Annotated in this window: 18 protein-coding genes; 12 read left to right on the top strand and 6 right to left on the bottom strand. The window is 65.8% G+C overall.

Annotated features, from left to right (window positions below):
• The first annotated feature begins 4 nt into the window (after positions 1-4).
• The 7 genes from IVB26_RS27355 (at position 5) to IVB26_RS27325 (ending at position 9165) form a co-directional block, all read left to right on the top strand.
• Complete coding sequence (locus IVB26_RS27355) at positions 5-1138, top strand: MlaE family ABC transporter permease (RefSeq protein ID WP_247968218.1); 1134 nt, start codon at positions 5-7, stop codon at positions 1136-1138.
• Between the two features lie 2 nt (positions 1139-1140).
• The gene (locus IVB26_RS27350; protein ID WP_247968217.1) at positions 1141-1911 is read left to right on the top strand and encodes an ABC transporter ATP-binding protein; all 771 of its coding nucleotides are present in this window, start codon (positions 1141-1143) and stop codon (positions 1909-1911) included.
• A gap of 41 nt (positions 1912-1952) precedes the next feature.
• On the top strand, positions 1953-2825 hold the full coding sequence (locus IVB26_RS27345; protein ID WP_247968216.1) for an MlaD family protein: 873 nt from the start codon (positions 1953-1955) through the stop codon (positions 2823-2825).
• 339 nt (positions 2826-3164) lie between these two features.
• Complete coding sequence (locus IVB26_RS27340; protein ID WP_212301179.1) at positions 3165-3341, top strand: DUF3311 domain-containing protein; 177 nt, start codon at positions 3165-3167, stop codon at positions 3339-3341.
• Positions 3331-4824: a monocarboxylate uptake permease MctP gene (mctP, locus tag IVB26_RS27335; RefSeq protein ID WP_247968215.1), complete on the top strand. Its 1494-nt coding sequence runs from the start codon at positions 3331-3333 to the stop codon at positions 4822-4824. Before IVB26_RS27340 ends, mctP begins: the two co-directional genes overlap by 11 nt.
• Before the next feature lie 145 nt (positions 4825-4969).
• Positions 4970-8515 carry a hybrid sensor histidine kinase/response regulator gene (locus tag IVB26_RS27330; protein ID WP_247968214.1) on the top strand — a complete coding sequence of 1182 codons (3546 nt, stop codon included), beginning with the start codon at positions 4970-4972 and terminating at the stop codon, positions 8513-8515.
• Between the two features lie 2 nt (positions 8516-8517).
• The gene (locus IVB26_RS27325) at positions 8518-9165 is read left to right on the top strand and encodes a response regulator (RefSeq protein WP_247968213.1); all 648 of its coding nucleotides are present in this window, start codon (positions 8518-8520) and stop codon (positions 9163-9165) included.
• 80 nt (positions 9166-9245) lie between these two features.
• On the opposite strand, the gene IVB26_RS27320 is transcribed toward IVB26_RS27325, so the two are convergent.
• On the bottom strand, positions 9246-15158 hold the full coding sequence (locus IVB26_RS27320) for an apolipoprotein A-IV repeat region-like domain-containing protein (RefSeq protein WP_247968212.1): 5913 nt from the start codon (positions 15156-15158) through the stop codon (positions 9246-9248).
• A gap of 399 nt (positions 15159-15557) precedes the next feature.
• Here IVB26_RS27320 and IVB26_RS27315 point away from each other — a divergent pair, with 399 nt between their 5' ends.
• Positions 15558-15932 carry an Hpt domain-containing protein gene (locus IVB26_RS27315; RefSeq protein WP_247968211.1) on the top strand — a complete coding sequence of 125 codons (375 nt, stop codon included), beginning with the start codon at positions 15558-15560 and terminating at the stop codon, positions 15930-15932.
• A 163-nt stretch (positions 15933-16095) separates the two neighbouring features.
• The gene (locus IVB26_RS27310; RefSeq protein ID WP_018317347.1) at positions 16096-16416 is read left to right on the top strand and encodes a 2Fe-2S iron-sulfur cluster-binding protein; all 321 of its coding nucleotides are present in this window, start codon (positions 16096-16098) and stop codon (positions 16414-16416) included.
• 60 nt (positions 16417-16476) lie between these two features.
• On the opposite strand, the gene IVB26_RS27305 is transcribed toward IVB26_RS27310, so the two are convergent.
• Positions 16477-16944: an acyl-CoA thioesterase gene (locus IVB26_RS27305; RefSeq protein ID WP_247968210.1), complete on the bottom strand. Its 468-nt coding sequence runs from the start codon at positions 16942-16944 to the stop codon at positions 16477-16479.
• Between the two features lie 178 nt (positions 16945-17122).
• Here IVB26_RS27305 and IVB26_RS27300 point away from each other — a divergent pair, with 178 nt between their 5' ends.
• The 3 genes from IVB26_RS27300 to IVB26_RS27290 all read left to right on the top strand — a co-directional run bounded on the left by IVB26_RS27300 (position 17123) and on the right by IVB26_RS27290 (position 19525).
• A complete protein-coding gene (locus IVB26_RS27300; RefSeq protein ID WP_247968209.1) occupies positions 17123-18151 on the top strand; it encodes an NAD(P)/FAD-dependent oxidoreductase in 1029 nt (342 codons plus the stop codon).
• A gap of 111 nt (positions 18152-18262) precedes the next feature.
• Positions 18263-18859, top strand: coding sequence for a DUF2147 domain-containing protein (locus IVB26_RS27295; protein ID WP_247968208.1), 597 nt, complete (start codon positions 18263-18265; stop codon positions 18857-18859).
• A 294-nt stretch (positions 18860-19153) separates the two neighbouring features.
• Positions 19154-19525, top strand: coding sequence for a hypothetical protein (locus IVB26_RS27290; RefSeq protein WP_247968207.1), 372 nt, complete (start codon positions 19154-19156; stop codon positions 19523-19525).
• Positions 19526-19534: 9 nt separating this feature from the next.
• Here IVB26_RS27290 and IVB26_RS27285 read toward each other — a convergent pair whose 3' ends face one another.
• The 4 genes from IVB26_RS27285 to IVB26_RS27270 all read right to left on the bottom strand — a co-directional run bounded on the left by IVB26_RS27285 (position 19535) and on the right by IVB26_RS27270 (position 24482).
• Positions 19535-21787 (bottom strand): TonB-dependent siderophore receptor, encoded by a 2253-nt coding sequence (locus IVB26_RS27285; protein ID WP_247968206.1) that lies wholly within the window; start codon positions 21785-21787, stop codon positions 19535-19537.
• Between the two features lie 191 nt (positions 21788-21978).
• Positions 21979-22248 (bottom strand): hypothetical protein, encoded by a 270-nt coding sequence (locus IVB26_RS27280; RefSeq protein WP_247968205.1) that lies wholly within the window; start codon positions 22246-22248, stop codon positions 21979-21981.
• A gap of 192 nt (positions 22249-22440) precedes the next feature.
• Positions 22441-23805, bottom strand: coding sequence for a sensor histidine kinase (locus tag IVB26_RS27275; protein WP_247968204.1), 1365 nt, complete (start codon positions 23803-23805; stop codon positions 22441-22443).
• Entirely contained in the window at positions 23802-24482 is a 681-nt protein-coding gene (locus IVB26_RS27270; RefSeq protein ID WP_247968203.1) for a response regulator transcription factor, read from the bottom strand. The genes IVB26_RS27275 and IVB26_RS27270 overlap by 4 nt, the downstream gene beginning before the upstream one ends.
• Positions 24483-24674 lie beyond the last annotated feature (192 nt).

Here is a 24674-nt window from a genome sequence, read left to right as displayed (position 1 = left end):
CATCTTGAACAGCGATCCGAAGCTGGAACGGATTGCCAAGGGCAACGCGCTGGCACTTTGCGCCACTGGGACCTGGACCGCGAGCTTCGCGCCGGTGCTGGAGCGGATCGTGGCCGACGCCGAGAAGCTCGCCGGCAGGCCCCAGAGCATCTTCATCGACGTCTCCGAGGTCGCCAAGCTCGACACCTTCGGCGCCTGGTTGATCGAGCGCCTGCGCCGTAGCCTGACCAATGGGCCCGTCGAGGCGCAGATCGCGGGGCTCTCCGCCAATTATTCGAGTCTGGTCGACGAGGTGCGGCGGGTCAGGGCGACGGCCGTGGTCGACGGCGGCACGGTGACCATCACCGGCATGCTGGAGCAGATCGGCCGGACCGTAGCCGGTGTGGGCGGGACGGTTGCGGGCCTCGTCGACATGCTCGGCGCCGTGCTCGCGGCAGGATTTCGCGTCCTGATCCATCCGCGCTCGTTCCGCCTGACCTCGACCGTGCATCACATGGAGCAGGTCTGCTGGCGCGCGGTGCCGATCATCGTGCTGATCACCTTCCTGATCGGCTGCATTATCGCGCAACAAGGCATCTTCCATTTCCGAAGATTCGGCGCCGACATCTTCGTGGTCGACATGCTCGGCGTGCTGGTGCTGCGCGAGATCGGCGTGCTCCTGGTCGCGATCATGGTCGCGGGACGCTCGGGCAGCGCCTACACCGCCGAGCTCGGCTCGATGAAGATGCGCGAGGAGATCGACGCGTTGCGCACCATGGGCTTCGACCCGATCGAGGTCCTGGTGCTGCCGCGCATGATGGCCCTCGTGCTGGCGCTGCCGATCCTCGCTTTCCTCGGCGCGATGGCCGCGCTCTATGGCGGCGGGCTCGTCGCCTGGCTCTATGGCGGCGTCGAGCCCGAGGCGTTCCTGCTTCGCCTGCGCGATGCCATCTCGATCGACCATTTCATCGTCGGCATCGTCAAGGCTCCGGTCATGGCCGCGGTGATCGGCATCGTCGCCTGCGTCGAAGGGCTCGCCGTGCAGGGCAGTGCGGAATCGCTCGGACAGCACACCACGGCCTCGGTGGTGAAGGGCATCTTCTTCGTCATCGTCATGGACGGCGTGTTCGCGATCTTCTTCGCCTCGATCGGGATGTGACGATGGCAGGCGAGATCCAAAATCCCATCATCCGCGTCCGCGACATCACCGTGCAGTTCGGCAGCACGCGCGTGCTCGACGGCCTCAACCTCGACGTCAAGTGTGGCGAGATCCTCGGCTTCGTCGGCCCTTCCGGCGCGGGCAAGTCGGTGCTGACGCGCACCATCATCGGCCTCGTGCCGAAGGTCGCCGGCTCCATCGAAGTGTTCGGTGTCGATCTGGATTCCTCCAACACCTCGCAGCGCCGCAACGTCGAGCGGCGCTGGGGCGTCTTGTTTCAGCAGGGCGCGCTGTTCTCCTCGCTCACCGTGCGGCAGAACATCCAGTTTCCGATGCGCGAATATTTGCGGGTCTCGCAGCGGCTGATGGACGAGATCACCATGGCCAAGCTCACCATGGTCGGCCTCAAGCCCGAGGTCGCCGAGCGATTTCCGTCAGAACTCTCGGGCGGCATGATCAAGCGCGTGGCGCTGGCGCGCGCGCTGTCGCTCGATCCGGACCTCGTCTTCCTGGATGAGCCGACCTCGGGCCTCGACCCGATCGGCGCCGGCGACTTCGACGAGCTGGTCAGGACGCTCCAGCGCACTTTGGGGCTGACGGTTTTCATGGTAACCCACGACCTCGACAGCCTTTACACAGCATGTGACCGCATCGCCGTTTTAGGGAACGGTAAGATCATTGCGGCAGGGTCGATCGCCGACATGCAGGCCTCGCAGCATCCCTGGCTGAGGCAGTATTTCCATGGCAAGCGCGCCCGCGCGGTCATGGGTTGAGAGCTGGGTTGAGTAGCTGGGATGAGTAGCCGGAGCACCTGATGGAAACGCGGGCGAACTACGTCTTGATCGGGTCGTTCACGCTGGCGGTGATCGCCGCGGCGATCGGCTTCGTGCTGTGGTTTCAATCGCTGCACACCACCAAGCAGCGCAGCCCCCTGCGCGTCGTGTTCGAGGGCCCGGCCGCGGGCCTGCGCAATGGCGGCAGCGTCAATTTCAACGGTATCAGGGTGGGCGAGGTGGTCTCGGTGAAGCTCGACAACCCGCGGCGGGTTGTCGCACTCGCCATGATCGAGAACAACGCTCCGATCCGCAAGGACACCCTGGTCGGCCTCGAATTCCAGGGCCTCACGGGCGTCGCCGCAATCTCGCTCAAGGGCGGCGACGAGGCCGCGGCCCCGCCGCCGCTCGACCAGGACGGCATCCCGACGCTGACCGCCGATCCCAACAAGCTCCAGGACGTTACCGAGGCGATCCGCGGCACGCTGCAGAACATCAACAAGATCGTCGCCGACAATCAGGAATCGGTGAAGAACTCGCTGAAGAATCTCGAGACCTTCACCAACTCGCTCGCGCGCAATTCCGAGAAGATCGATGGCGTGATGGCCAAGGTCGACGGCGTCATGCTCAAGGCGGACAATCTCATGCTCGGCCTCAACTCGCTCGCCGGCGGCAAGGACGGCGGCGAGCTGTTCCAGGCGGTGAAGTCGATCCGCGAGCTCGCCGACGATTTCGACAAGCGCTCCGGTGCGCTGATGGCCGACGGCCGCCGCACCCTCGGCGACATCAGCCGCGCCGTGAACAATTTCGACCGCAACCCGACCCGCGTGCTGTTCGGCGCCAGCAACTCGTCGCAAGCAGCCCCGCCGCCCGAGCCGCCGAAGCCGGCCGCGGGCGAGCGCAGGCGGCAGTAGACGTTAGTCCACGGACCTCTCCTCGTCATTGCGAGCGTAGCGAGGCAATCCAGACTGTGCCCGTGGCAGCAGAGTGGATTGCTTCGTCGCAAGGGCTCCGCGCAATGACGGTGCTTGTAGCGAGCAGCCGCATTACCAATGCGAAGTGAACTGCCGGCGCAATGACAGCGCAAAGAAAAAACGGCCATGACGCGTCCATGCGCGCTGCGGCGATACGAAAGTATGGGGGTCCGGCCGAGCCAAGGTAGGGGAGGGGCTGGCCCTGCTTGTCAGCTATATCGCGCTCAAGTCGCGCTCACGAAAAAGCGCGTCGACTTCACTCACAGGGGAGGAGAGAGCGTGATACGTCTGTTGCTGCTGTTGCCGTTCATCGGCCTGATGATCGTGCCGTTCTACAACATCCGGGAGCCCCATCTGTTCGGCTTCCCGTTCTTCTACTGGTATCAGCTCGCCTGGGTGCCGCTGACCTCGCTCCTCACTTACATCGTCTACAGGAGCGCGCGCCGTGCTGACTAATGTCGATAGCGCGGCGTTCGCCGTATTCCTCGCTTTGTTCGTCCTCGTCACCGGCATGGGCTTCGTCGCCTCGCGATGGCGCAAGCCGGAGACACTCGCCCATCTCGACGAATGGGGTCTCGGCGGCCGCAAGTTCGGGACCTGGATCACCTGGTTCCTGGTCGGCGGCGATTTCTACACCGCTTACACGGTGATCGCCGTTCCCGCGCTGGTCTATGCGGTCGGCGCCTACGGATTCTTCGCGCTGCCCTACACCATTATCGTCTATCCCTTCGTGTTCGCGGTGATGCCGGTGCTGTGGAAGGTCGCCAAGGAACGCGGCTACGTCACCGCGGGTGACGTGGTGCGCGGCGCTTACGGATCGCGCGGTCTCGAGCTCGCGGTCGCGGCCACCGGCGTGCTGGCAACGATGCCCTACATCGCTCTCCAGCTCATCGGCATGGAGGTCGCGATCAAGGCGCTCGGCCTGCACGGCGAGGTGCCGCTCGTTCTCGCCTTCCTGGTGCTCGCGCTCTACACCTATTCGTCGGGCCTGCGCGCACCGGCGCTGATCGCCTTCGTCAAGGACATCATGATCTACATCGTGGTGATCGCTGCGATCGCAATCGTGCCGTCTAGGCTCGGCGGTTACGGCGCGATCTTCACCGCGGCGGACGCGGCATTTGCTGCAAAGGGCTCTGGCGGCATCCTGTTGTCGCCGGCGCAGATCGTGCCCTATGCCTCGCTGGCGCTGGGCTCGGCGCTCGCCGCCTTCATGTACCCGCACACGCTGACCGGCATCTTCGCGTCCTCGGGCGGCAACACCATTCGCAAGAATGCGATGCTGCTGCCGGCCTACACGCTGCTGCTCGGCCTGCTCGCGCTGCTGGGTTACATGGGCCATGCGGCGGGGTTGAAGCTCGCGAGCAACAACGACGTTGTGCCCGAGCTGTTCAAGATGCTGTTCCCGAGCTGGTTCGCGGGCTTCGCCTTCGCTGCGATTGCGATCGGCGCGCTCGTGCCGGCCGCCGTCATGAGCATCGGCGCGGCCAACCTGTTCACCCGCAACTTCTGGAAGGTGTGGGTCGATCCGAAGGTGACGCCGGCGGGTGAGGCAAAGGTTGCCAAGATCACCTCCATGCTGGTGAAGGTCGGCGCGCTGCTCGCCATCCTGCTGATGCCGACGCAGTTCGCGCTCGACCTGCAGCTGCTCGGAGGCCTCTGGATCCTGCAGACGCTGCCGGCGCTGGTGTTCGGTCTCTACCTGAACTGGTTCTCGAGCAAGGCGCTGCTGGCCGGCTGGGCCGTCGGTCTTGCAGGCGGATCGTGGCTGGCCTGGTCGGACGGGCTGAAGCCGCTGCACAGTGTCGATTTCGGCATGGGCAAGGTTGCGATCTACACCGGCCTCCTGGCGCTCGTGCTCAACATCATGGTGGCCGTCGCGGTCAACCTGGTGCTCAAGCGCGTCCCGCAGGAACGGCTGTCCCGCGAAGCGGCGGAGTGACTGCCATCGGCGGCCGGAGATCGCTCCGGCCGCTGGTCCTCTTTGGAATGAATAGCCTTCCATGCGATTGAAAACGCTCTAGTATCCGCCCGCGTTCCGGAGCCGCTCGTTGCGGGCGGATCGGACGGTTTCGGGTGAGGATGTCTTGCAGGCGTGGTTCGTTCTTGCGGTCGCAGCCGGCTATGTGACCACGCTGTTCCTGGTCGCCTGGTGGGGCGACCGGCGAAGCGCCGGTGGGCCGCTGGTTGCGCCAAATTCCTGGGCGGCCGCGATCAGCTATTGCCTGACGCTCGCGGTCTACAACACCTCGTGGAGCTTCTACGGATCAGTCGGGCGTGCCGCCACCAGCGGACTGGACTTCGCCACGATCTATATCGGCCCGACCCTGGTGCTGCTGTTCGGCCAGAGGGTCCTGTCCAAAGTGATCGCGATCGCCAAGGCGCAGAACGTCACCTCGATCTCGGACTTCATCGCCGCGCGCTACGGCAAGAGTCAGGTGCTCGCGGCTTTCGTGACGCTCGCATCGCTGCTGGGCGTGCTTCCCTACATCGCGCTTCAACTCAAGGCGGTCGGCAAGAGTTTTGATTATCTGATCCTCCAGCCGGAGCGGGCCAGCGGCGAGGCGCTGCAGTTCTGGCAGGATTCGGCGTTCGGCGTGGCGGCGTCGATGGCGCTGTTCGCGATCGTGTTCGGCGTCCGGCATGTCCATGCCAGCGAGCATCATCGCGGCCTGATGCTCGCGATCGCCTTCGAGAGCGTCGTCAAGCTGGCCGCTTTCCTGATTGTCGCGCTGTTCGTGCTGTTCGGCCTGTCCGGCGGGCCGACCGCTCTGCTGTCGCAGTTCCAGTCGGATCCGCAATCGGCGGGGATTCTGACCTTCGATCTGGCGCAGCCGGTTTGGCCCTCGACGATCATCATCTCGGCGATCGCCTTCCTCTGCCTGCCGCAGGCCTTCCATGTCGCCGTCGTCGAGAACGAGAGTCCGGCCCACACGCGCACCGCGGCGTGGCTCTATCCTGCGTATCTTGTGCTGTTCAGCCTGCTGATCCTGCCGATCGCCGCAGCCGGGCTCGACCGCTTCGGCGCGATGATGGACCCCGACACCTACGTCATTTCGCTACCGATCGCGGCGGACGCGGGCACCGTCAGCCTGATCGCCTTCCTGGGCGGCCTGTCGGCCGCCACCGGCATGGTGATCATGACCTCCGTCGCGCTCAGCACCATGCTCTGCAACGACGTCATCATGCCGCTGCTGCTGCGGTCACGCGTCTTCGGCCTGCGTGCGCAGAGCCGGCCGATGACGTCGGTGTTGGTGGCGGTGCGCCGGCTCTCGATCCTCGGCATCCTGCTGCTCGCCTATCTGATGCACCGCCTGGTCAACCAGTCCTATCCGCTCACCGTGATCGGACTTCTGTCGTTCGTCGCGGTCGCGCAATTCGGTCCCGCCTTCGTGGGAGGGCTGTTCTGGCCGCGTGCCAACAAGACCGGTGCCTCGCTCGGGATCGCAATCGGGTTTTGCATCTGGGCTTATACGCTGCTGCTGCCCTCGGCAGCGCCACTGTGGCCAGGGATCGAGGAGATCGTTCGCCACGGTCCGTGGCAGATCGCCTGGCTCAGGCCGAACGCGCTGTTCGGCCTCGGAGGGATTGATCCGATCTCGCACGCCACGCTCTGGAGCCTCGGCCTCAACCTCGTCTGCTTCCTGATGTTCTCGGCGCTGGGGCGGCAATCGACCGTCGAGCGCAACCAGGCCGCGGCATTCGCCGACGGTGTCGTGCGCGAATCGATTCCGAAACTGTCGTCCCGCGTGGTGGTCCGGCTCGACGATCTCCGCGCGCTGGCGCTGCGGTTTGTCGGCGCGGAGCGCGGCGTGGCGGCCTTCGACGGCTATCTCGCGGCTCGCATCGCCGGCACCGGGCCGCGACTCGATCCGTCGGGGCTCGTCGATCTCGACTCGATCCGATTCACCGAGAACCTGCTCGCGGGGGCGATCGGTGCGGCATCGGCGCGCGTGGTGATCGCGGCGTCGCTGGAAGGGCACTCGCTGTCGCGGCGGGCGGCGATGGCGATGCTCGATGAAGCCTCGGAGGCGTTGCGCTTCAACCGCAGCCTTTTGCAGAGCACGCTGGAGAGCGTACCGCAGGGCATTTGCGCGTTCGATGCGGATTTCAACATCACGGCCTGGAACGGCCGGTTCATCGCGCTCCTGGACCTGCCGCCGGATTTCGTGCGCGTGGGTCTTCCACTGGCGGACCTGATTGCCTTTAACGTGGAGCGCGGCGAATATGCCGCCTCCGAATTCGCCGCGCTCCTGGTCAATCGTGACGTCGCCACGCAGAGCTGGCCCTATCTGTACGAGCGCAAGCGGCCGGACGGCACGGTGCTCGAGATCGTTTACGACCGCGTTGCCGAGGGCGGCTACGTCTCGACCTACACCGACGTCACCGAGCGTCACCGTGCCGCGGAAGCCCTGCGACGCGCCAATGAGGGGCTCGAGCTGCGTGTCCGCGAGCGGACCGAGGCGCTCGAGCAGGCGAAGGCGGAGGCCGAGCAGGCCAATCTCGGCAAGACCCGCTTCCTGGCGGCGGCCAGCCACGATCTGCTGCAACCACTGAACGCGGCCCGTCTGTTTCTGTCCGCGCTCGACGAGGGCCTGCATGCCTCGTCGCGAGCCGGTGATGCCGACAAGGAGCGCACCTTGGCGAGCAGCGCGATTGCGGCGCTGCGCTCGACCGAGCACGTGCTGGACAGGCTGCTCGACATCTCCTCCTACGATGCCGGCGCCGTCCGCGCGGAGGCGTTCGACTTTCCGATCGCCGACCTGCTCGTGCAGTTGAACGTCGAGTTCTCGGCGATGGCGCACGATCGCGGGCTCTTCCTCCGCGTCGTCGATTGCCGCCTCGCCGTGCACAGCGATCCGCATCTGCTGCGTCGCATCTTGCAGAACCTTTTGTCGAACGCGCTTCGCTACACGCCTAGGGGGCGCATCCTGCTCGGCTGCCGCAGGCGCGGCGACGGGCTGCGCATCGAGGTCTGGGATACCGGCATCGGGATCCCGGCGGAGGACCAGACACGCATCTTCGAAGAGTTCCAGCGTCTCGCGCCCGGCTCGGACAAGGGATTGGGCCTGGGGCTCGCCATCGTCGATCGCGTGTCGCGGTTGCTGGACCATGCCGTCGATGTCCGTTCGCGCCCGGGGCATGGGTCGTGCTTTGCCGTCACGGTGCCGCTTGCGCGCGGACCGGCCAGGCCGCTTCAGCGCAATCCAGCCATTGCGGCGCCCGCAGCGGCGGAACGGCCGCTGACGATCCTGTGTCTCGACAATGATGCGACGATCCTCGAGGGCCTGACGGCGCTGCTCGGCGGCTGGGGACATCGCGTGCTCGTCGCGGCAGATATCGCCGAGGCGATGGTTGCGGTCACAGCCGGTCCGCCCGATGTCGTGTTGCTCGACTACCATCTTGATGGCGGTCGCACCGGCTTGGACTTTCTCGACGATCTCAGGCAGAAGTCGGGTCGCACCGTCCGCGCGCTGGTCGTCACCGGCGATCGCAGCGAGGCGGTGCGCAAGGAGGCGAGGGCGCGCGGCTGCGAGATCCTGTCGAAGCCGGTCAAGCCGGCAGCTCTGCGGCGCTTTCTCGGCGGCGAAGCCCTGAGCCGGCAGTTCGGGACTAAACTGGAGGCTCCCTAACGATGCGCATCCTGATCGGCGACGATCATCCGCTGGTACAGGCCGCGTTGCGGAGCGCGCTGTCGAGCGTGCTGCCCGATCTCGACATCGTCGCCTGCCAGTCGCTGGACGAGGCCATCGGCATCCTGACGGCCCAGTCCGACGAGATCGACTTGATCCTCTGGGATCTGACCATGCCGGGTATCCAGGGCTTTGCCGCGCTGTTCATCCTGTCGGCGCAATTCCCGACGGTGCCGGTGGCGATCATCTCGGCCCGGCAGGATGCCACCACCATCCGCCGCGCCATTGCCTACGGCGCATCCGGCTACATCCCGAAATCGCTCGGCCTGCCCGAGATGGCGGATGCGATCACGAAGATCCTCGCCGGCGAGATCTGGATGCCGCCCAATGTCGGCGGCCGCGGCTCGATCCAGGGCGCCGATGTCGAGCTCGCCGCACGAATGGCCACGCTTTCCGCGCAGCAGCTGCGCATTCTCGCAATGATCGTGGAGGGCAAGCTCAACAAGCAGATCGCGGGCGAGCTCGACATCGCCGAGCAGACCGTGAAGGGCCATGTCTCGACGATCCTGCGCAAGCTCGGCGTCGGCTCGCGGACCCAGGCTGCCGTGCTGGCCGAGCGGCTGTCATTCGGCCAGCCCGGCGCGAACTGAGCTTTCCCTGCAAAACAAAACGGAGGCCGCGAGGCCTCCGTTTTCATTCGCTATTCGTTACTCGCCAGTCGCGAGCCGCTTTACCCCAGCCGTCCCGCCGCATGCGCGAGCAGCGTGTAGACCAGACCCGTCTCCGAGGTCAGGTGGCTGCGCAGCTCCTGCGGGCCGCGGCCGTCGCGGGCGACCTCGTCGAGCAGGCGCTCGAACTCGGCGACGTAGCGGTCGACCGTGCCCTTGAAGTTGCGGTCGGCGCGATACTTGCGGGCGACCTCGTCGAAGGCCTTCTGGCCGGCGGGCGTGTAGAGGCGCTTGGTGAAGGCCTTGTTCTCGCCGCGCTGGTAGCGGTCCCACATCTCGGCGGCGAGGTTGCGGTCCATCAGCCGGCCGATGTCGAGCGACAGCGACTCCAACGGATTGCTGCTGGCTTGCGGGGCCTGCGGCTGCGGCGCGGGTGCGGCGCGGCCACGGGAAGCCTGACCGGTCGGGGCGCCCTGATTGGCGTCGGTCCGGTTGAGGAGGTCCGACAGCCAGCCGTCACGTCCCTGGTCGTTGACTGCGGGCGCGACCGGCGGCGCTTCGGTGCGGCGCGAGTTGGCGGGCACGCCGAGGTCCGGCGGCGGCAGCGTGGAGGCGCTGCCGGTGTCGCGCATGCGGGTCTCGGTGCCACGACCACCCGCCGCTGCCATGATCGGCTCTTCCTGGCGCTGGACCGCGGCGGACGCGCGGCCCGTCGTGGTGACGTCGAGGCCGCGGCCATGCTGGGCCACGATGCGGTTGAGCTCGGCGAGGGCCTCGATCTGATCGACGATCACCTTGCGCATCTGCGCAGTGCTCTCGGCGGCCTCCTGCGGCATCTCGAGCACGCCGCGGCGCAGCTCGTTGCGGGTGGCTTCGAGCTCGTTGTGCATCTCGAAGGCCATCTGCTTCATGCTGGAGACGAGGTTGGTGAACTTCTCCGTCGACTGCTTGAACATCGTATCCGCCTCGTCCGTGGTCTGGCGGTAGATGTCGTGCATCGCCTCGATGGTCTGGCGATGCTCCTCTTCGGAGGCGACGCGCACCGCCTCGAACTGGCGGGTGATCGCGGCGGAGCCGGCGCCGGCGGTCTCGGCGACGACGCGCGCGATGTCGCGGGCGCGCTCCTCGGCGGCCGCCAGCGATTCATCGAGCAGGCCGGTGAAGCGCGACAGCCGCTGGTCGAGATCGGCCGTACGCAGGTCGATCGTGGTGACGAGCGATTCCAGCGCCTGCTTGCGCTCGGCGAGCGAGGCGGTGGTGTTCTTGTTGCTCTGCTCGACGACCTGCGCGGCGTCGACCAGCGCCTTGCCGTGCGCGTCGAACTGGGTCGACAGCTCGCCGAGATCCTGGAGGGCCTTCGTGGTCTTGCTGTTGAAGACGTTGAGCTGCTCTTCCAGGTTCTGCGTCGCCGCGCCGTTGCGCGAGGTGACGTCGTTCATCGCCGAGACGAAGTCGGCGACGCGCGTCACCAGCGCCCGCTCGAGCGAGTTGAGGTTGTCGTGCGCACCGGTCAGCACCTCCTGAAGCAGGATGTTGCCTTCGCGCAGACGTTCGAACAGCGCCACGGTGTCGGTACGCAGGATCTTGCTGGTCTCCTGCATCTCGGTGACGGCCGCGATCGAGACCTGGCGCGACTGGTCGATCGCGGAACGCGAGGACTGCTCGAGGTCCTTGAGCGACTTGCCGACCGCGCTGGTGGCGATCTCGCGCGCCGCGTTGATGGTGCGGGCGACTTCCGAGCCGTTGCCCATCATGGTCTGCGAGAAGGCCTGGCCGCGCGTCTCGATCGACTTCAGCGCGTCCGAGGTGACGCGGTCGATGTCGAGCGTGAGCTGGCTGGTCTTGGAGCCGATCGCATCGACCAGCGCACCGCGCTTGGCGTCGATCATGTTGGACAGACGGTCGGCCTGCTGCTGCACATAGGTGACGATCTCGTCGGTCTTGCCGGTCATGGCCTGGCCGAAACTGCTGCTGGCGGCGAGCACCGAACGCTCGACGTCGGACGAGCTCGACTTGACCCGCGAACTCGCCTCGTTGGAGGCCGTGATCAGCGCGTTCTGGGCATTGAGCGCGCTGGTCTGGATGTCGTTGGTCGCGTTCGCGGTGGCCGCGCTCAGCGTGCGCTCGATCTCGGTCGAGATCGTGCGGATCTGGCTCGCGGCGTCCGCCGAGGTCGAGGTCAGCGAGGTCTGGGCCTCGCGTGCGCTGTTGAGGATGGTCGAGGCGGTGTCGGCGCCGACCGCGGTCAGCGTGCGCTCGATGTCAGTGGTCAGCGACTTGATCTGGCTTGCCGCGTCGGTCGAGGCGGAGATCAGCGAGCCCTGGGCCTCGCGCACGCCGCTGGTGAGCGCCTCGATGGTGGCGCCGCCGGCGGTTGCCAGCGCGCGCTGCATCTCGGCCGCGAGCGAACGGACCTGGCTGGTCTGTTCGGCCGAGACCGTGAGCAGGGTGCTCTGGGCGTCGCGGGCGCTGGTGGTGATGGTCTCGGCGGTCGACTGGCCGACCTGCGAGAGCGAACGATGAACTTCGGCCGAGAGCGACTTGACCTGGCTCGCCGCCTCGGAGGACGCCGTCACCAGCATGTTCTGCGCTTCGCGAGCGCCGGCGGTGATGGTTTCGGCGGTCGAAGTGCCGGCCATCGTGAGCGAGCGCTGCACATCGGCCGTGAGCGACTTGACCTGGGCCGCCGCATCCGAGGACCCGGCAACCAGCGTGTTCTGGGCCTCACGGGCGCCGCTGGTGAGGATCTCGGCGGTCGAGGTGCCGGCCATCGTCAGCGAACGCTGCACGTCGGAGGACAGCGCCTTGATCTGGTTGGCGGTCTCGGTCGAGGCCGCGATCAGGGTGCTCTGCGCATCGCGGGCGCCGGCGGTGATCGATTCCGCCGTGGTGGAGCCGGCCAGCGACAGCGAGCGCTGCACGTCGGCGGTGAGCGTCTTGACGTGGTTGGCCGCATCCGAGGACGCGGTGACGAGGGTGGTCTGGACCTCGCGGGCGCCGGCCAGGATCGAGGCCGCGGTGGCCGAGCCTGCCGCCGACAGCGTGCGTTCGACGTCGGCCGCGAGCCCCTTGATCTGGTTGGAGGCTTCGCCCGAGGCGGCGACCAGCGTCGACTGCGCCTCGCGGGCGCTGCTCAGGATCGAGTTCGCGGAGCCGGTGCCGACCGCGGTCAGCGCGCGCTCGACCTCGGCGGAGGTCATCTTGAGCTGGGCGTTGACGTCGGAGGAAACCGTCATCAGCGACTGCTGGGCGGTGCGCGCACCGGTCTGGATCGTCTCGCTGGTGTTGACGACGAGGTTGGTGAGCGAGCGCTCGGCGTCCTCGACATGCGAGCGGATCGCGGTCGAGATCATCTCGGCGCGGGACATCATGTCCTCGCTGGCCTGGCGGCCGCTGCTTTCGATGCGGCCGGCGACGGCCTCGACGCGCGAGCCGAGCAGGTCCTCGAACTGCGCCACGCGCACGTCGATGTCGCTGGCGACCGAGCCGACCTTGGTCTCGATGACCTGATGGATCTCCTGGAAGCGCGCCGTGACCGTGTCGGTCAGGTGCGTGCTGCGGCCGTCAATGATCTCGGTGACGCCGGTGATGCGGCGGTCGACCGCCTCGATCGCCTGCGCGGTGCCGTCCGTGAGGGTCGAGGTCAGGAGGGTCAAGCGGGTGTCGATCGACTGCACGGCCTGCGATGCGCCGTTCGTCACCGCGGTGGTGAGGTAGGTGAGGCGGGAGTCGATGGACTCGAGCGCCTGCGACGCGCCGCCGGTGAGCGTCGTGGTGAGGTGGGTCAGCCTCGTGTCGATCGACTGGATGGTCTGGGATGCGCCATCGGTCAGCGAGGCCGTGAGGTGGTTGAGGCGCGCATCGATGGTTTCGATGGCCTGCGATGCGCCATCGGTCAGCGAGCTCGTGAGGTGGTTGAGGCGCGCATCGATGGACTCGATGGCCTGCGATGCGCCGCCGGTCAGCGAGGTCGTGAGGTGGGTGAGGCGGGAGTCGACTGACTGGATCGCCTGCGCGGCACCGTCGGTCAGCGACGAGGCGAGCGTGTTGAGACGCTCGTCGATGGTGTCGGTGACGGACTTCGCGCGGGTGTCGAACGACTGTTCGAGCGCCGCGACGCGGCCGACGAGCTGGTCGTCGAACGTCTTGATGTGGCCTTCGATCGTCGAGTCGAGGCTGGAGATCTTGCCGTTCAGCGAAGAGTCGAGATTGCTGACGCGTTCGCCGATCGTGGTTTCGAACTGCACCAGGCGCTGGTCGAGCACGGCCGTGATCTCGCCGCCGTTGGCGGTGAAGCGGGTGTCGAAATTGTCGACATAGGTCTTCAGCGATTCATGGATGTCCTGCGTGCGCTGGCCCATGCGCTCGACGATCTCGCCGCCGAAGGTCTTCACGGTGCGGTCGAACTCGGAGATGTGGCGCGTGATCAGGGCGCCCAGCGTGCCGGAGTCGCGGGCGAACTTCTCGACCAGCTCGGTGCCCTGGTTCCGCACCAGCTCGTCGAACGCGCTCATCTGCAGCGACAGCGAATCGTGCGCAGTCTCGGTCTGGCTGACGACCTTGGCCACGAGGGTGTTGACGGTGGCGTCGAGCGCCTCGCTCGCCTTGTCGCCGCTCGTCAAGATCTGGCCGGCGAGGCGGCTGCCGGCGTCGTCGATCTTGGAGGAGAGGTCGTTGGAGCGCAGCTCGAGCTCGAGCAGCAGCGAATCCGAGGAATTCTTCAGGCTGTCGTGCACCTGCTCGGTGCGCTCGGAGATGCCGTCGACGATCGCGGCGGAGCGCTGCTCGAATTCGCCGGTGATGCGGTCGATGCGCTCGTTCAGCATCTCGTGGACGCGGTCGGCGAGGTCGACGAACTCGTCGTGGACGTGGCCGGTCTTGAAGTTGAGGCTGGTGGTCAGCCGCTCGCTGGCGTCGAGCACGGCGCGCGTGGTCTCGTTGCTGGCCTCCTCGAGGCGGTCGAGCAGGTCGCCGCCGCGCTCGCCGAGCGCCAGGATCATGTTGTCGCCGGCATTGCTCAGCGCGCTGGTGATGTGGGCGCCGCGCTCTTCCAGCGCACCGGTGATGGACTTGGCGACCTCGTCGACGCGCGAGGCGATCGCGTCCGAGATCAGCGCGATGTCGTGGCGCAAATCGATCTGCACGCCGGAGATGGCGCTGCGGACCTGCTCGGCCTGGCCGACCAGATTGTCGCGCTGATGCGCGATGTCCTGGAGCAGGGCGCGGATGCGCACTTCGTTGTCGGAATAGGCGCGTTCGAGCGCAGCGACCTCGTTGGCGACCAGCGTCTCGAGCTCGCCGGCGCGCGCGATCGCGCGCTCGATGCCGTCGCCCATCGCCGCGACTTCGCGGCGGATGGCCTGGCCGACGGTGACCATGGAATCGGACGCCGAGCCCTCGGGCTCGGAGAAACGGATCGCGACCTGCGCCATCGCCTGGGCGATCATGCGCATTTCCTGGCCGCGCCAGACGAGGCTCGCCAGAAAGTAGAACAGCATGATCGGCGCGAAGAACATCGCGATCAGGCCGGCGATGACGAGCACGCCGCCGCTCTGGCCCATGGCGGCCTGGATCGAGGGCAGGAAGCCGAAGGTCAGCGCGGCGCAGGCGGCGAGCCAGACGCCGGCGAAGATGGTGGCGAACGTATAGACGCTGCGGGCAGGGCGGCCCTTCTGCAGCGCCTGGAGCAACTGGCCGATGGTCTCCCGGTCGTCATTGGCGGCGCGGCGCGAGGTGCGCGGCTCCTCGATCGGGTCGAACACGTTCGCCCGCTCATTGGCGGCGGGGCGCGGCTCGAAGCTCGGCTCGTCGTCGAAAATCGGGGGCGGCGGCGGCGCCACCGAGGACGTCGTCTCGTTGCGCATCGCGGCGCTGCGGCTGGTGTCCGCAGCGGTGTCGCTGATGTTGAGGGCTTCCTGGATCGCAGAAAGCGCAACTTCTGTGGGGTCTTTGACCTTCTTCGGAGTGTTCGCCATGTTCAGTCCGAGCCCTCGTTACTTGTACGCGTCCCCCCGCGAGCCCTGCGCACAACGCAAGCCCACAGACCGGATCATGCCGCTTGCGCGGATCTCCGAGCCGTCCCCACCCGGACGGCTTGTCCGCCAATTTCTGCAACATCCTATTGGCAGAGCGTCGCGAATGAAATGCCCGCGATTAAGACATTCTTAATCATCGTTAACAGGATCGCGCCCTAACGCCTTAGCAATAAATGCAATTCTCCACCGGACGCGGTCGATTGCGGCAACTTTTCGTCAATAAACGGGCAGATCTACGTCAAACAGCCCAAACATTTCGTTAACCATTTCCATGCTTGGGTGAGGTCAAATTCGCCCGCCGGACCGGCGGAACCGTCGCGCGATGCCGGGGCCTGCGCCATGACGCCTGAACTGCAACGGATGGACTGGATGCCCTCGCCCCCGCTTGCACCCATCGACAGTCCGCTCGACCTCGACCATCTCTCCCGGATGACGCTGGGCGATGCGGAGCTGGAACAGGAAGTGCTGGCCATGTTCGCCGAGCAGGCGGTCCGCCTGATGGCGGCGATGGCGACGCTGCCGGCCGAGGCCGGTGCACTTGCCCACAAGCTCAAGGGCTCGGCCCGCGGGATCGGCGCTTTTGCGGTGGCAGATGCCGCAGCGAGCCTCGAGACCGCGATCCAGACCGGCCGCAACCAGCGCCACGCCTTCGCCGCGCTGAAGGAGGCGGTGACCGAGGCCCGCGCCGCCATCCAGGCGATCCTGAAGCCTTGAGGCCACGCGGCGGAGCCGGGCTCTAGTCTCTTGTTTTGACGCATTTTCTTGCCGCAAAGCGGGATTCACTTCGCATCAAAACCCTATGGCGCCGGGCGGATCGACCCGTTATAGGACAGCCCGGACCCTCCTTCATTCCAGCACCGCGGCAGCACGAGCACACATGGCCAAGATTCACTTTGTCGACCACAAGGGCGAAACCCGCACGGTGGAAATCGAGAACGGCGCAACGGTGATGGAAGCCGCGATCCGTAACAGCATTCCCGGCGTCGAGGCCGAATGCGGCGGCGCGTGCGCCTGCGCGACCTGCCATGTGTATGTCGACGAAGCCTGGCGCGAGAAGGTCGGCAGCCCGACGCCGATGGAGGAGGACATGCTCGATTTCGGTTTCGACGTGCGCCCGAATTCGCGTCTGTCCTGCCAGATCAAGGTCTCCGACGACCTCGACGGTCTCGTCGTGACGACGCCGGAACGCCAAGCCTGATCGCTACAGGCGTCGTCCTGACGGGCTTTGTCCTGACAAGCCCGCCCCTTCTGAATTGAACTATACGTTCGGCGGCGCGACCTCGATGCCGCGCTTGTGCCAGGGTCTGAGCTTCTCGACGATCTCCGCGCTGAGCGGCGCAGGCCGCCGCGTTGCCTCGTCGAGCATGACGCCGACCGACATCGCCGAGGCGATGCACTTTGCTTGCGAGAACACGACCTGCTCGAAGGTCACCGAGGTTCGCCCCAACTTCACCACGCCGAGGCCAAGCTCGATCGTGCCCGGCCAGTGCAGCTCGGCGCGGAAATGCATGTCGAGCCGCACCATGATCCAGGCAAGGCCCGGCGGGGTCAGGCCGTACTGCGGAAGCTTCATCAGCGTGACGCGGCCGGTCTCGAAATAGGTGGCGTAGACCGCGTTGTTGACGTGCTGGTTGGGATCGAGATCGCCGAAGCGGACGTTGTCGCTGAGGCGGTAGGGAAAGTCCTCCAGGCGCGGCGTCGTATCGAGGCGACTTGGTGCGTTCACCGATTGATCTCCGTCATATCCTTGCTCGTTACAGCCCAGTTATGCTGCCCCGGCAAGTGGGCGCGGCTGCGGGGCGCTCCTGCTTTTATGCCTTCCCTGATCCATTCCCGTTGGCTAGACAGGCAGGGTCACCTCTGCCCAAAGGGCGCCGTCCAACAGACAACGACAAAGAGACGACATGAGCGACGCGATCAAAACCGATGTGCTGATTATTGGCGCCGGCCCCTGCGGTCTGTTCGCCGCTTTCGAGCTTGGCCTTCTCGACATGAAGGCGCATTTCGTCGACATCCTCGACAAGGTCGGCGGCCAGTGCGCCGAGCTCTATCCGGAAAAGCCGATCTACGACATTCCCGGCATTCCGCAGGTTTCGGGGCAGGGCCTCACCGACGCGCTGATGGAGCAGATCAAGCCGTTCCATCCGACCTTCCATCTCGGCGAGATGATCGAGACCGTGGAGAAGATCGGCGATCCCCTGTTTCGCTGCACCACGGATGCGGGCAAGGTGTTCGAATGCAAGGTGTTGGTGATCGCGGCCGGCGGCGGCTCGTTTCAGCCCAAGCGTCCGCCGGTGCCGGGCATCGAGGCCTATGAAGGCACTTCAGTCCATTACGCCGTGCGCAAGATGGAAACGTTCCGCGACAAGAACGTGCTGGTCGTCGGCGGCGGCGATTCCGCGCTCGACTGGACGCTCAATCTGCATCCGATCGCCAAGCGCATCACGTTGTTGCATCGGCGCGACGAGTTTCGCGCCGCACCCCACAGCGTCGAGCAGATGCGCGCGCTGGTTGCCGCTGGCAAGATGGATCTCCGGCTCGGCCAGGTCACCGCTCTCTCCGGTACCGAAGGCAAGCTCGCCGGCGCCACCATCAAGGGCAACGACAACAGCGTGACCGACATTTCCTGCGACACCTTGCTGCCGTTCTTCGGACTGACCATGAAGCTCGGTCCGGTCGCGAACTGGGGCATTGCGCTGGAGAATAATCTGGTGCCGGTCGAGACCTCCGCGTTCGAGACCAACGTGCCGGGCATCTTCGCGATCGGCGACATCAACACCTATCCCGGCAAGATCAAGCTGATCCTGTGCGGCTTCCACGAGGGCGCGCTGATGTCGCAAAAAGCCCATCGCTACGTCTATCCGGAGAAGCGGCTCGTGTTCCAGTACACGACCTCGTCCTCCAGCCTGCAAAAGAAGCTCGGTGTCAACTAACGGCGCCGAGCCCCCATGTTTCTGGTGCTGGAACCGTTCGCGAAATCGCCGTAGTCTGCGGCCATTCCGGTCGTGGCTTGGCAACGAGATTGGCTCAGCAAGGTGATGATAATGCGGACTCTCTTTTCCAGCTTTCGGCTCCCCCTCCTCGCGCTGGCATTGTCGCTCGCGACGGTGACGCCGTCTGCGGCGCAGACCGCCGAGCCCACGGCGGCGGGCCTCTGGCAGAAGGTCGAAGACGGCAAGACGGTCGGTTGGTTCCTCTTCATCGACCGTAACGGCATCTTCGAAGGCGTGATCGCAAAGACCTTCCCGCGGCCCGGCGACGATCCGAACGAGATCTGCAGCAAGTGCACCGACGACCGCAAGAACGCGCCGGTGCTCGGCATCTCCTTCGTCCGCAACATGAAGCGCGAAGGCATGAAGTACGAAGGCGGCAACGTGCTCAATCCGCGCGACGGCCAGATCTGGAAAGCCAATATGAAGGTCAGTCCTGATGGCCAGACCCTGACCTTGCGCGGCTATCTCGGAATTTCGCTGCTCGGCAAGGACGAGGCCTGGACGCGCCTGCCTGACGCCAGCATCGCCCAGGTCGATCCCGCCATCGTCGCAAAATATCTGCCCGCGCAGGCTGCGGCCACCAAGCCGCCGGCACCTGCGACGAAGAAGGGCGGCGGCGGGATGATGGCGCCGGCACCCAAGCAGTAAGGGGCGTTCGTCGCGCGCTGTGCCGCCTGACCGGCAGTGCTCCACACATCGTCGTCATTCCTCGTGCAGGCGGGGAAGACGGAAAGTCGTCGGCGGTCATATCCGCCGAAAGACGAATGCGCCGCGAGCCCGCTCCAGTAGTTGCCCGGAATGCATGCTGGCGCCGGATTTGCATAGCTATCCGCAGAGCTGCTGGGGGAACGAGTCGCAGCCCTCCGAGCCTTTCGCCGAGTTGCGGAAGGCGGGCGGTGCGCGTTGTCCCACGCCGCGATCATTTCGACCCGCGGAGACGACATGCGACTTGCAGGATTGTGTGTAGCGCCATTGCTGGGCCTGACAGCACTGGGTCTGACAGCACTCTTGGCGACATCGGCGCTGGCGCGCGACGACGGGCGTTACGCCAACTCGCCGTTAAAACCCTGGTTCGAAAGCCTGCATAGCGAATTCGGACAGTGCTGCACCGACGCCGACGGCTACGTCATTGCCGACGTCGATTGGGAGTCCGATCGCGGCCGCTTCCGCGTCCGCATCGACGACGAGTGGGTCGTGGTGCCCGACGGCGCGGTGATCACCGTGCCGAACAAGATCGGCCGCACCATGGTGTGGAAGCACTATATCGACGGTCACCCGCGCGTGCGCTGCTTCATGCCGGGCAGCATGACGTAGAGATTGTCTCTAGAATTTGTACGTCACGCTGCCGAGAACCGTGCGGCCGACGCCGAGGAAGCAATCGCCGCGCGCCAGGCAGGTGGTGAGATGGCGTTTGTCGAAGAGATTGCTGGCGTTGACCTGGAGTCGCCAGGGGCCGTTGTCGTAACGGATCATCGCATCGAACAGGGTGTAGTCTGGCGTGCGGAGCGTGTCGGTGCCGTCCCAGGAGGCGCCGATGTAGCGTACCCCGCCGCCGAGCGTGACGCCGGGCAGGCCGAATAGGGCGAGGCGGTATTTTGCCCAGAGCGAGGCCTGATGGTCCGGCACGGTCTCGACATGCTTGCCGGCGTTGTCGCCGCTCTCGACGCGGGCATCGAGGTAGGTGTAAGCGCCGATCAGATCGAGCTCCGGCGTGATGCGGGCCAGCACCTCGAGCTCGGCGCCGCGGATGCGGACCTTGCCGGTCTGGATCGAGAGCAGCGGATTATCGGGATCGCTGGCAAGCCTGTTCCGCTCGGTGGTGTCGAAGATCGCGCCGTTGATGGCATTGCCGGGTGACGGATTGTACTTGAAGCCGAGCTCCACCATTTCGCCGCGTTGTGGCGTGCAAACACCCGTGGCGCAGACACCGCTACCGAACACCGGGTTGAACGACTGCGCATAGGTGACGTAGGGCGTGACGCCGAACGGCAACTCGTACATCAGTGCCGCGCGGCCTGTAGTCGCCCGGTAATGCTCGCCCGGCGTGCCCTGGGTGTCGCTGGTGACGTAGTCGTGGCGCAGGCCGAGCACCGCGAGCCAGGGGCCGAGCCGCAACTGGTCCTGGGCGTAGAGGCCGAGCTGGCTTTGGCGGAGATCGGGCTCGGCCGACATGTCCGGCGGCGTGACGCCGGTGTAAACGGGCGCGTAGAGATCGAACGGCGTCGGATCATAGCCTCCGCCGGACGAGGCGCGCTCCCTGTAGCCGCGGTAGTCGATCCCGAACAGCGCCTTGTGCTGGACGGCGCCGGTTGCGAATTTCAGTTCGGCATTGGTATCCGAGGTGAAGTTGTCCTTGACGCTGTCGCGCGCCGAGACGTAGCGCGCCACCGTGCGCCGTTCGAGATCCAGAAACGGATTGTCCGGCTTGGAGTACACGTCCGGATAGAGGCTGTGATAGATGCCCTCGACGTGCACATAACGCATGTTCTGCCTGACGGTCAGGGCGTCGTTGAAGCGATGCTCGAACAGGCTTGAGACGGCGCCCGTCTCGGTCCGATAGCGGTCCCAGCCCGGCTCGCTGGCGAAGCGGTTGATCGGAATGAAGCCGTTGGGGCCGGCAAACAGCGTGCCTTCATGCGGCAGAAACGCGGTGGAGGAGCCGGTCGTGTCCTTTTGGTAGGTGCCGAGCACGGTCCAGCTGGTATCGTTGGTCGGACGCCAGGTCAGCGACGGTGCGAGCACGATGCGATCGTCCTTGACGTAATCCGTCTGCATGTTGCTGTCGCGGAATACGCCGATGAAGCGATAGAGCCACTCGCCGTCCTTGGTCAGCTTGCCCGTGGAGTCGAGCTGCACCTGCTTGCGGTTGAAGCTGCCATATTGCACGCCGATCTCGCTGGCGGATTCCGCCCGTGGCCGCTTTGAAATCAGGTTCAGCAAGCCTGCCGTCGAGGTGTCGCCGTAGAGCACGGAAGAGGGGCCGCGCAGAACCTCGATGCGCTCCAGCGTATAAGGCTCCGGCCGCCATTCATTGAAATTCCAGGTGTTCACCATCCGCGTGCCGTCGAGATAGATGTTCGGGTCCTGCCCACGGATGCGCGGATAGTCGCCGCGCGAGTCCGCGCCGTAGGCGTCGGCGAACACGCCTGGTACGTAGCGCAACGCTTCCTGCACGGTGGTCGCGCCCTGGTCGATGACCCGGTCCGCGGTCACCACGCTGATTGACTGCGGCGTCTCGCGGAGCGGCGTGTCGGTCTTGGTGCCGGTGCCGCTGCGACTTGCCACGTAGCCCTGCACCGGGCCTGTCGCGGTCTCAGCAGCAGCACCACCACCCGCCGCCGGCGAATTGGCGTTCGACTGTGCGTGCTGACGGCGTCGGTTCGTTGTCTGCCCGGCCTGCCGCGAGCGGAGCGGACGTGTTCCCGCCTTTGGTCGCGACGACGGCCGTTCGACGACGACGGCGGGCAATTCCTGCGACGATGATTGCGCCTCGGCCGGCGCCGCGTCGATCAGGCCAGCCAATAGCGGCAGCGCGCCGCCAATCAATCTCGTTGCCGTCTTCACCCATGTTGTCATTCGCGACCCCATCATTCCTGACGGGCACGACTAACAAGTGCATTCCCGGGCTTGAAGTGCAGAAGGACGCAATGATCCCTCAATCATCAGATTTGGAATTAGTATTGCTATAAACCGAGCGCGCGCCGGTTGATGCCGGCGCGCGAATGCGCGAATGACAAGATGACGTGGTGCGCCTTGCGCGCTGGCGATCAGCGCTGCTCGCTCGTCGCGCCGGCGCTTGCGAGCCGCTTGACGCGCTGCGACAGCACTGTGACCTGCGCGGGCGAGGCGGGCATGCCGGCGACGATCATCGCGGGCGCGGCCGACTGTTCCTCGACGCCGGCACCGCCGAGCACCTGCACTTGCGTCGCCGAGATCGGCAAGGACTTCACTTCGTAAGAGGGGAGTTCACTGGCGAAGGCGCCGGCCGAGCTCGCAATCACGGCGCCGGCGACGGCAATCATTGTGAGAACACGCATTGGAAAATCTCCGTTGAAGATGTCAATCGGAGGTTTGGTCGCGACGTTGCCGGAACAGGTTCGCTCGTGTGCGAACATTCCCATTGCCTACGGCGCACATATTGGTTGCTTGTTGCGAAAGGACGAAACGATGAAGAAGCATTGAGCGTCAATGTTTCCGGACGGTTTCGCGGGAGGGCCGTAGCGTCTCGCCTAGTGCACCTGCAAATCGAGCTGCGGGGCTTTGACCGGCGCGGCGCCTTGGGGAAAGCGCAGGCTCATGGTCGTGCCGCGGCCGGGCGCGGAAGAGATGATCAGCTCGCCGCCATGGGCAGCCATGATCTCGCGGACGATCGACAGGCCGAGGCCTGCGCCATCGCCGGCGGCGTTGCCGGTCTGAAACGGCTCCGTCAGGCCGTGTTCGGCGCCATCGGGCAGGCCCGCGCCGTCGTCGTGAATGGAGATGCCATCTCGGCTGAGCGTGGCAACGATGCGTTGCGCGCCATGGGCGTGGATGAGCGCGTTGCCGACGAGATTGGCGAGCGCACTGCGAATCGCGGCGTCCACGCCTTGCACCGGGAGCGGACCTTTTTCGTCCTGCTCCAGCGCGAGTTCGATGCCGGCGTCCAGTGCCGAGGGACCGAAATCGGCCAGCACGTCGAGCGTGATTTGGGCGAGATCGATCGGCCGCTTCTCGATCGCATGATTTTGCAGCCGGGCCAGGTCGAGCATGGCGGAGACCAGCGACGTCAGGCGCCTGATGTCGCGCACCAATTCGGCTTTCAGTGCCGGCTCGGGCACGTCCTCGATCTTCGCACGCAGCAGCGTGAGCGGCGTGCGGAGTTGATGGGCGGCGTTGCCGAGAAAGCGGCGTTGCATCCTGATGTAGGCGTCGATCTCGCCGAAGGCGCGGTTCAACGCCTCGACCAGCGGCTTCAGCTCCGAGGGAACCTCGGACAAGGAGATCAAGCCTTGCGGCGCCGACGGATCGATCGCGAGGGCGCGTCGCGCCACCCGCTCGATCCCGCGCGAGACGAAACGCGCAGCAAGCGCCGAACCGATTGCGACGGTCGCGGCAAAGGCCACGGCCACCAGGAAAATCGAGAAGAAGCTGCGGACGAGGAAGCTCCTCGCAATTCGGCCGAAGCGAACCTGAGGCTCGCCGACCATCATCGTGAGCCGCAAAGAGCCCCGTTGCGCAACGGCGAGACAGAACGTGCTGCTCTGGTCGGGTGTGCTGAAGACGGACAGGCCGACGGGCCCACGATAGGGAAAGGCGAAAGGAAGGGCTGGCCGGCGCTCGCTGCCGTATTCGCTGACGACATCGCCGGCGGACACGACGTACCAGAGGTTCGGGCTGTCCGCCTTCAATTCCTCGAGGGCGGGAGTCGGACGTACCGTCAGGTTCTGCCTATCGATCAGAGTGGCACGATCGAGAACGGCCGCCACGACCCGGCAGGCCCTGAACTCGCGTTCTTCCATCGGGTAGCGCCAGACGAAGATGCCGACCATGATCAGGAAGATCGTCGTCGCGGCGATGCCGAGCGAGAGCGCAAACGTCCGGGCGATCGACTTCATCGCGGACTTGCCAGCCGCAGGATGTAACCGATGCCCCGCATGCTGCGGATTTCGACGTCGCCGCCGAGCTCGGCCAGTTTCTTGCGCAGGCGTGAGACTTGCGCTTCGAGCGTGTTGGACTCGATCTCGTCATCGAAGCCGTAGATCTCCTCGATCAGGGCGGCGCGGGTGATGACGCGGTCGCGCCGCATCAGCAGCGCGCCGAGGATTAGTGCTTCACGCCGCCGCAACAGGATCCTGGTGTCGGCGACAACGGCCTCGTTGCTGCCGAGATGCAGCTCGACATTGCCGAGCGACAGCACCGAGGGCGCGAGCAGCCGTGGCCGCCGCAGCACCGCGCGCACCCGCGCAAGCAGCTCCTGCGGCTCGAACGGCTTGCCAAGATAGTCGTCAGCGCCCCCGTTGAGGCCATCGACGACATCCTCCTTGGCGTCCTTGGACGTCAGCATGATGATCGCGGGACGTTCCGGCGACTGGCTCAGCGCCGTGACCACCTGGAGTGCATCGCCGTCGGGCAACATCCGGTCGACGATCGCAAGGTCGTATTTGAAGTTGTCCAGGGCCTGGCGGGCATCGGCAATCGAGCCGACGAGGTCGACGATCCCGTGCAATTGCCCGAGCAGGCGGCTGACATAAGCGCCGATCTGCGGTTCGTCTTCGATCACGAGGGAACGCACGCGGGTCGTCCTTGACTCTGCTGGGTAACAAACCCCGAGCGTGACGCTCCCTGGCCGAAGTCTGGCGTTTCGGCTCGTGCGCAGGGTTCCCATAAAGGCAGCGAGCTTGGCGAATAAAAGGCAGACGCGAACGGGCTGACCGGCACTGCCGGCCAAAGTTTGGGCGCGTAAGGGCGGCCCGGCAATGTTCGG

It is taken from the genome of Bradyrhizobium sp. 195 (assembly GCF_023101665.1).
Lineage (GTDB): Bacteria > Pseudomonadota > Alphaproteobacteria > Rhizobiales > Xanthobacteraceae > Bradyrhizobium.
The sequence above is the reverse complement of the archived record's forward strand: the minus strand, read 5'-3'. Positions and strand labels throughout refer to the sequence as shown.

What these genes read in the sequence shown, in the direction of transcription:
- IVB26_RS27350 (WP_247968217.1), top strand. Translation starts at nt 1,141, where the DNA reads ATGGCAGGCGAGATCCAAAATCCCATCATCCGCGTCCGCGACATCACC.
- IVB26_RS27345 (WP_247968216.1), top strand. Translation starts at nt 1,953, where the DNA reads ATGGAAACGCGGGCGAACTACGTCTTGATCGGGTCGTTCACGCTGGCG.
- IVB26_RS27325 (WP_247968213.1), top strand. Translation starts at nt 8,518, where the DNA reads ATGCGCATCCTGATCGGCGACGATCATCCGCTGGTACAGGCCGCGTTG.
- IVB26_RS27320 (WP_247968212.1), bottom strand. Translation starts at nt 15,158, where the DNA reads ATGGCGAACACTCCGAAGAAGGTCAAAGACCCCACAGAAGTTGCGCTT.
- IVB26_RS27315 (WP_247968211.1), top strand. Translation starts at nt 15,558, where the DNA reads ATGACGCCTGAACTGCAACGGATGGACTGGATGCCCTCGCCCCCGCTT.
- IVB26_RS27310 (WP_018317347.1), top strand. Translation starts at nt 16,096, where the DNA reads ATGGCCAAGATTCACTTTGTCGACCACAAGGGCGAAACCCGCACGGTG.
- IVB26_RS27300 (WP_247968209.1), top strand. Translation starts at nt 17,123, where the DNA reads ATGAGCGACGCGATCAAAACCGATGTGCTGATTATTGGCGCCGGCCCC.
- IVB26_RS27295 (WP_247968208.1), top strand. Translation starts at nt 18,263, where the DNA reads ATGCGGACTCTCTTTTCCAGCTTTCGGCTCCCCCTCCTCGCGCTGGCA.
- IVB26_RS27290 (WP_247968207.1), top strand. Translation starts at nt 19,154, where the DNA reads ATGCGACTTGCAGGATTGTGTGTAGCGCCATTGCTGGGCCTGACAGCA.
- IVB26_RS27285 (WP_247968206.1), bottom strand. Translation starts at nt 21,787, where the DNA reads ATGACAACATGGGTGAAGACGGCAACGAGATTGATTGGCGGCGCGCTG.
- IVB26_RS27280 (WP_247968205.1), bottom strand. Translation starts at nt 22,248, where the DNA reads ATGCGTGTTCTCACAATGATTGCCGTCGCCGGCGCCGTGATTGCGAGC.
- IVB26_RS27275 (WP_247968204.1), bottom strand. Translation starts at nt 23,805, where the DNA reads ATGAAGTCGATCGCCCGGACGTTTGCGCTCTCGCTCGGCATCGCCGCG.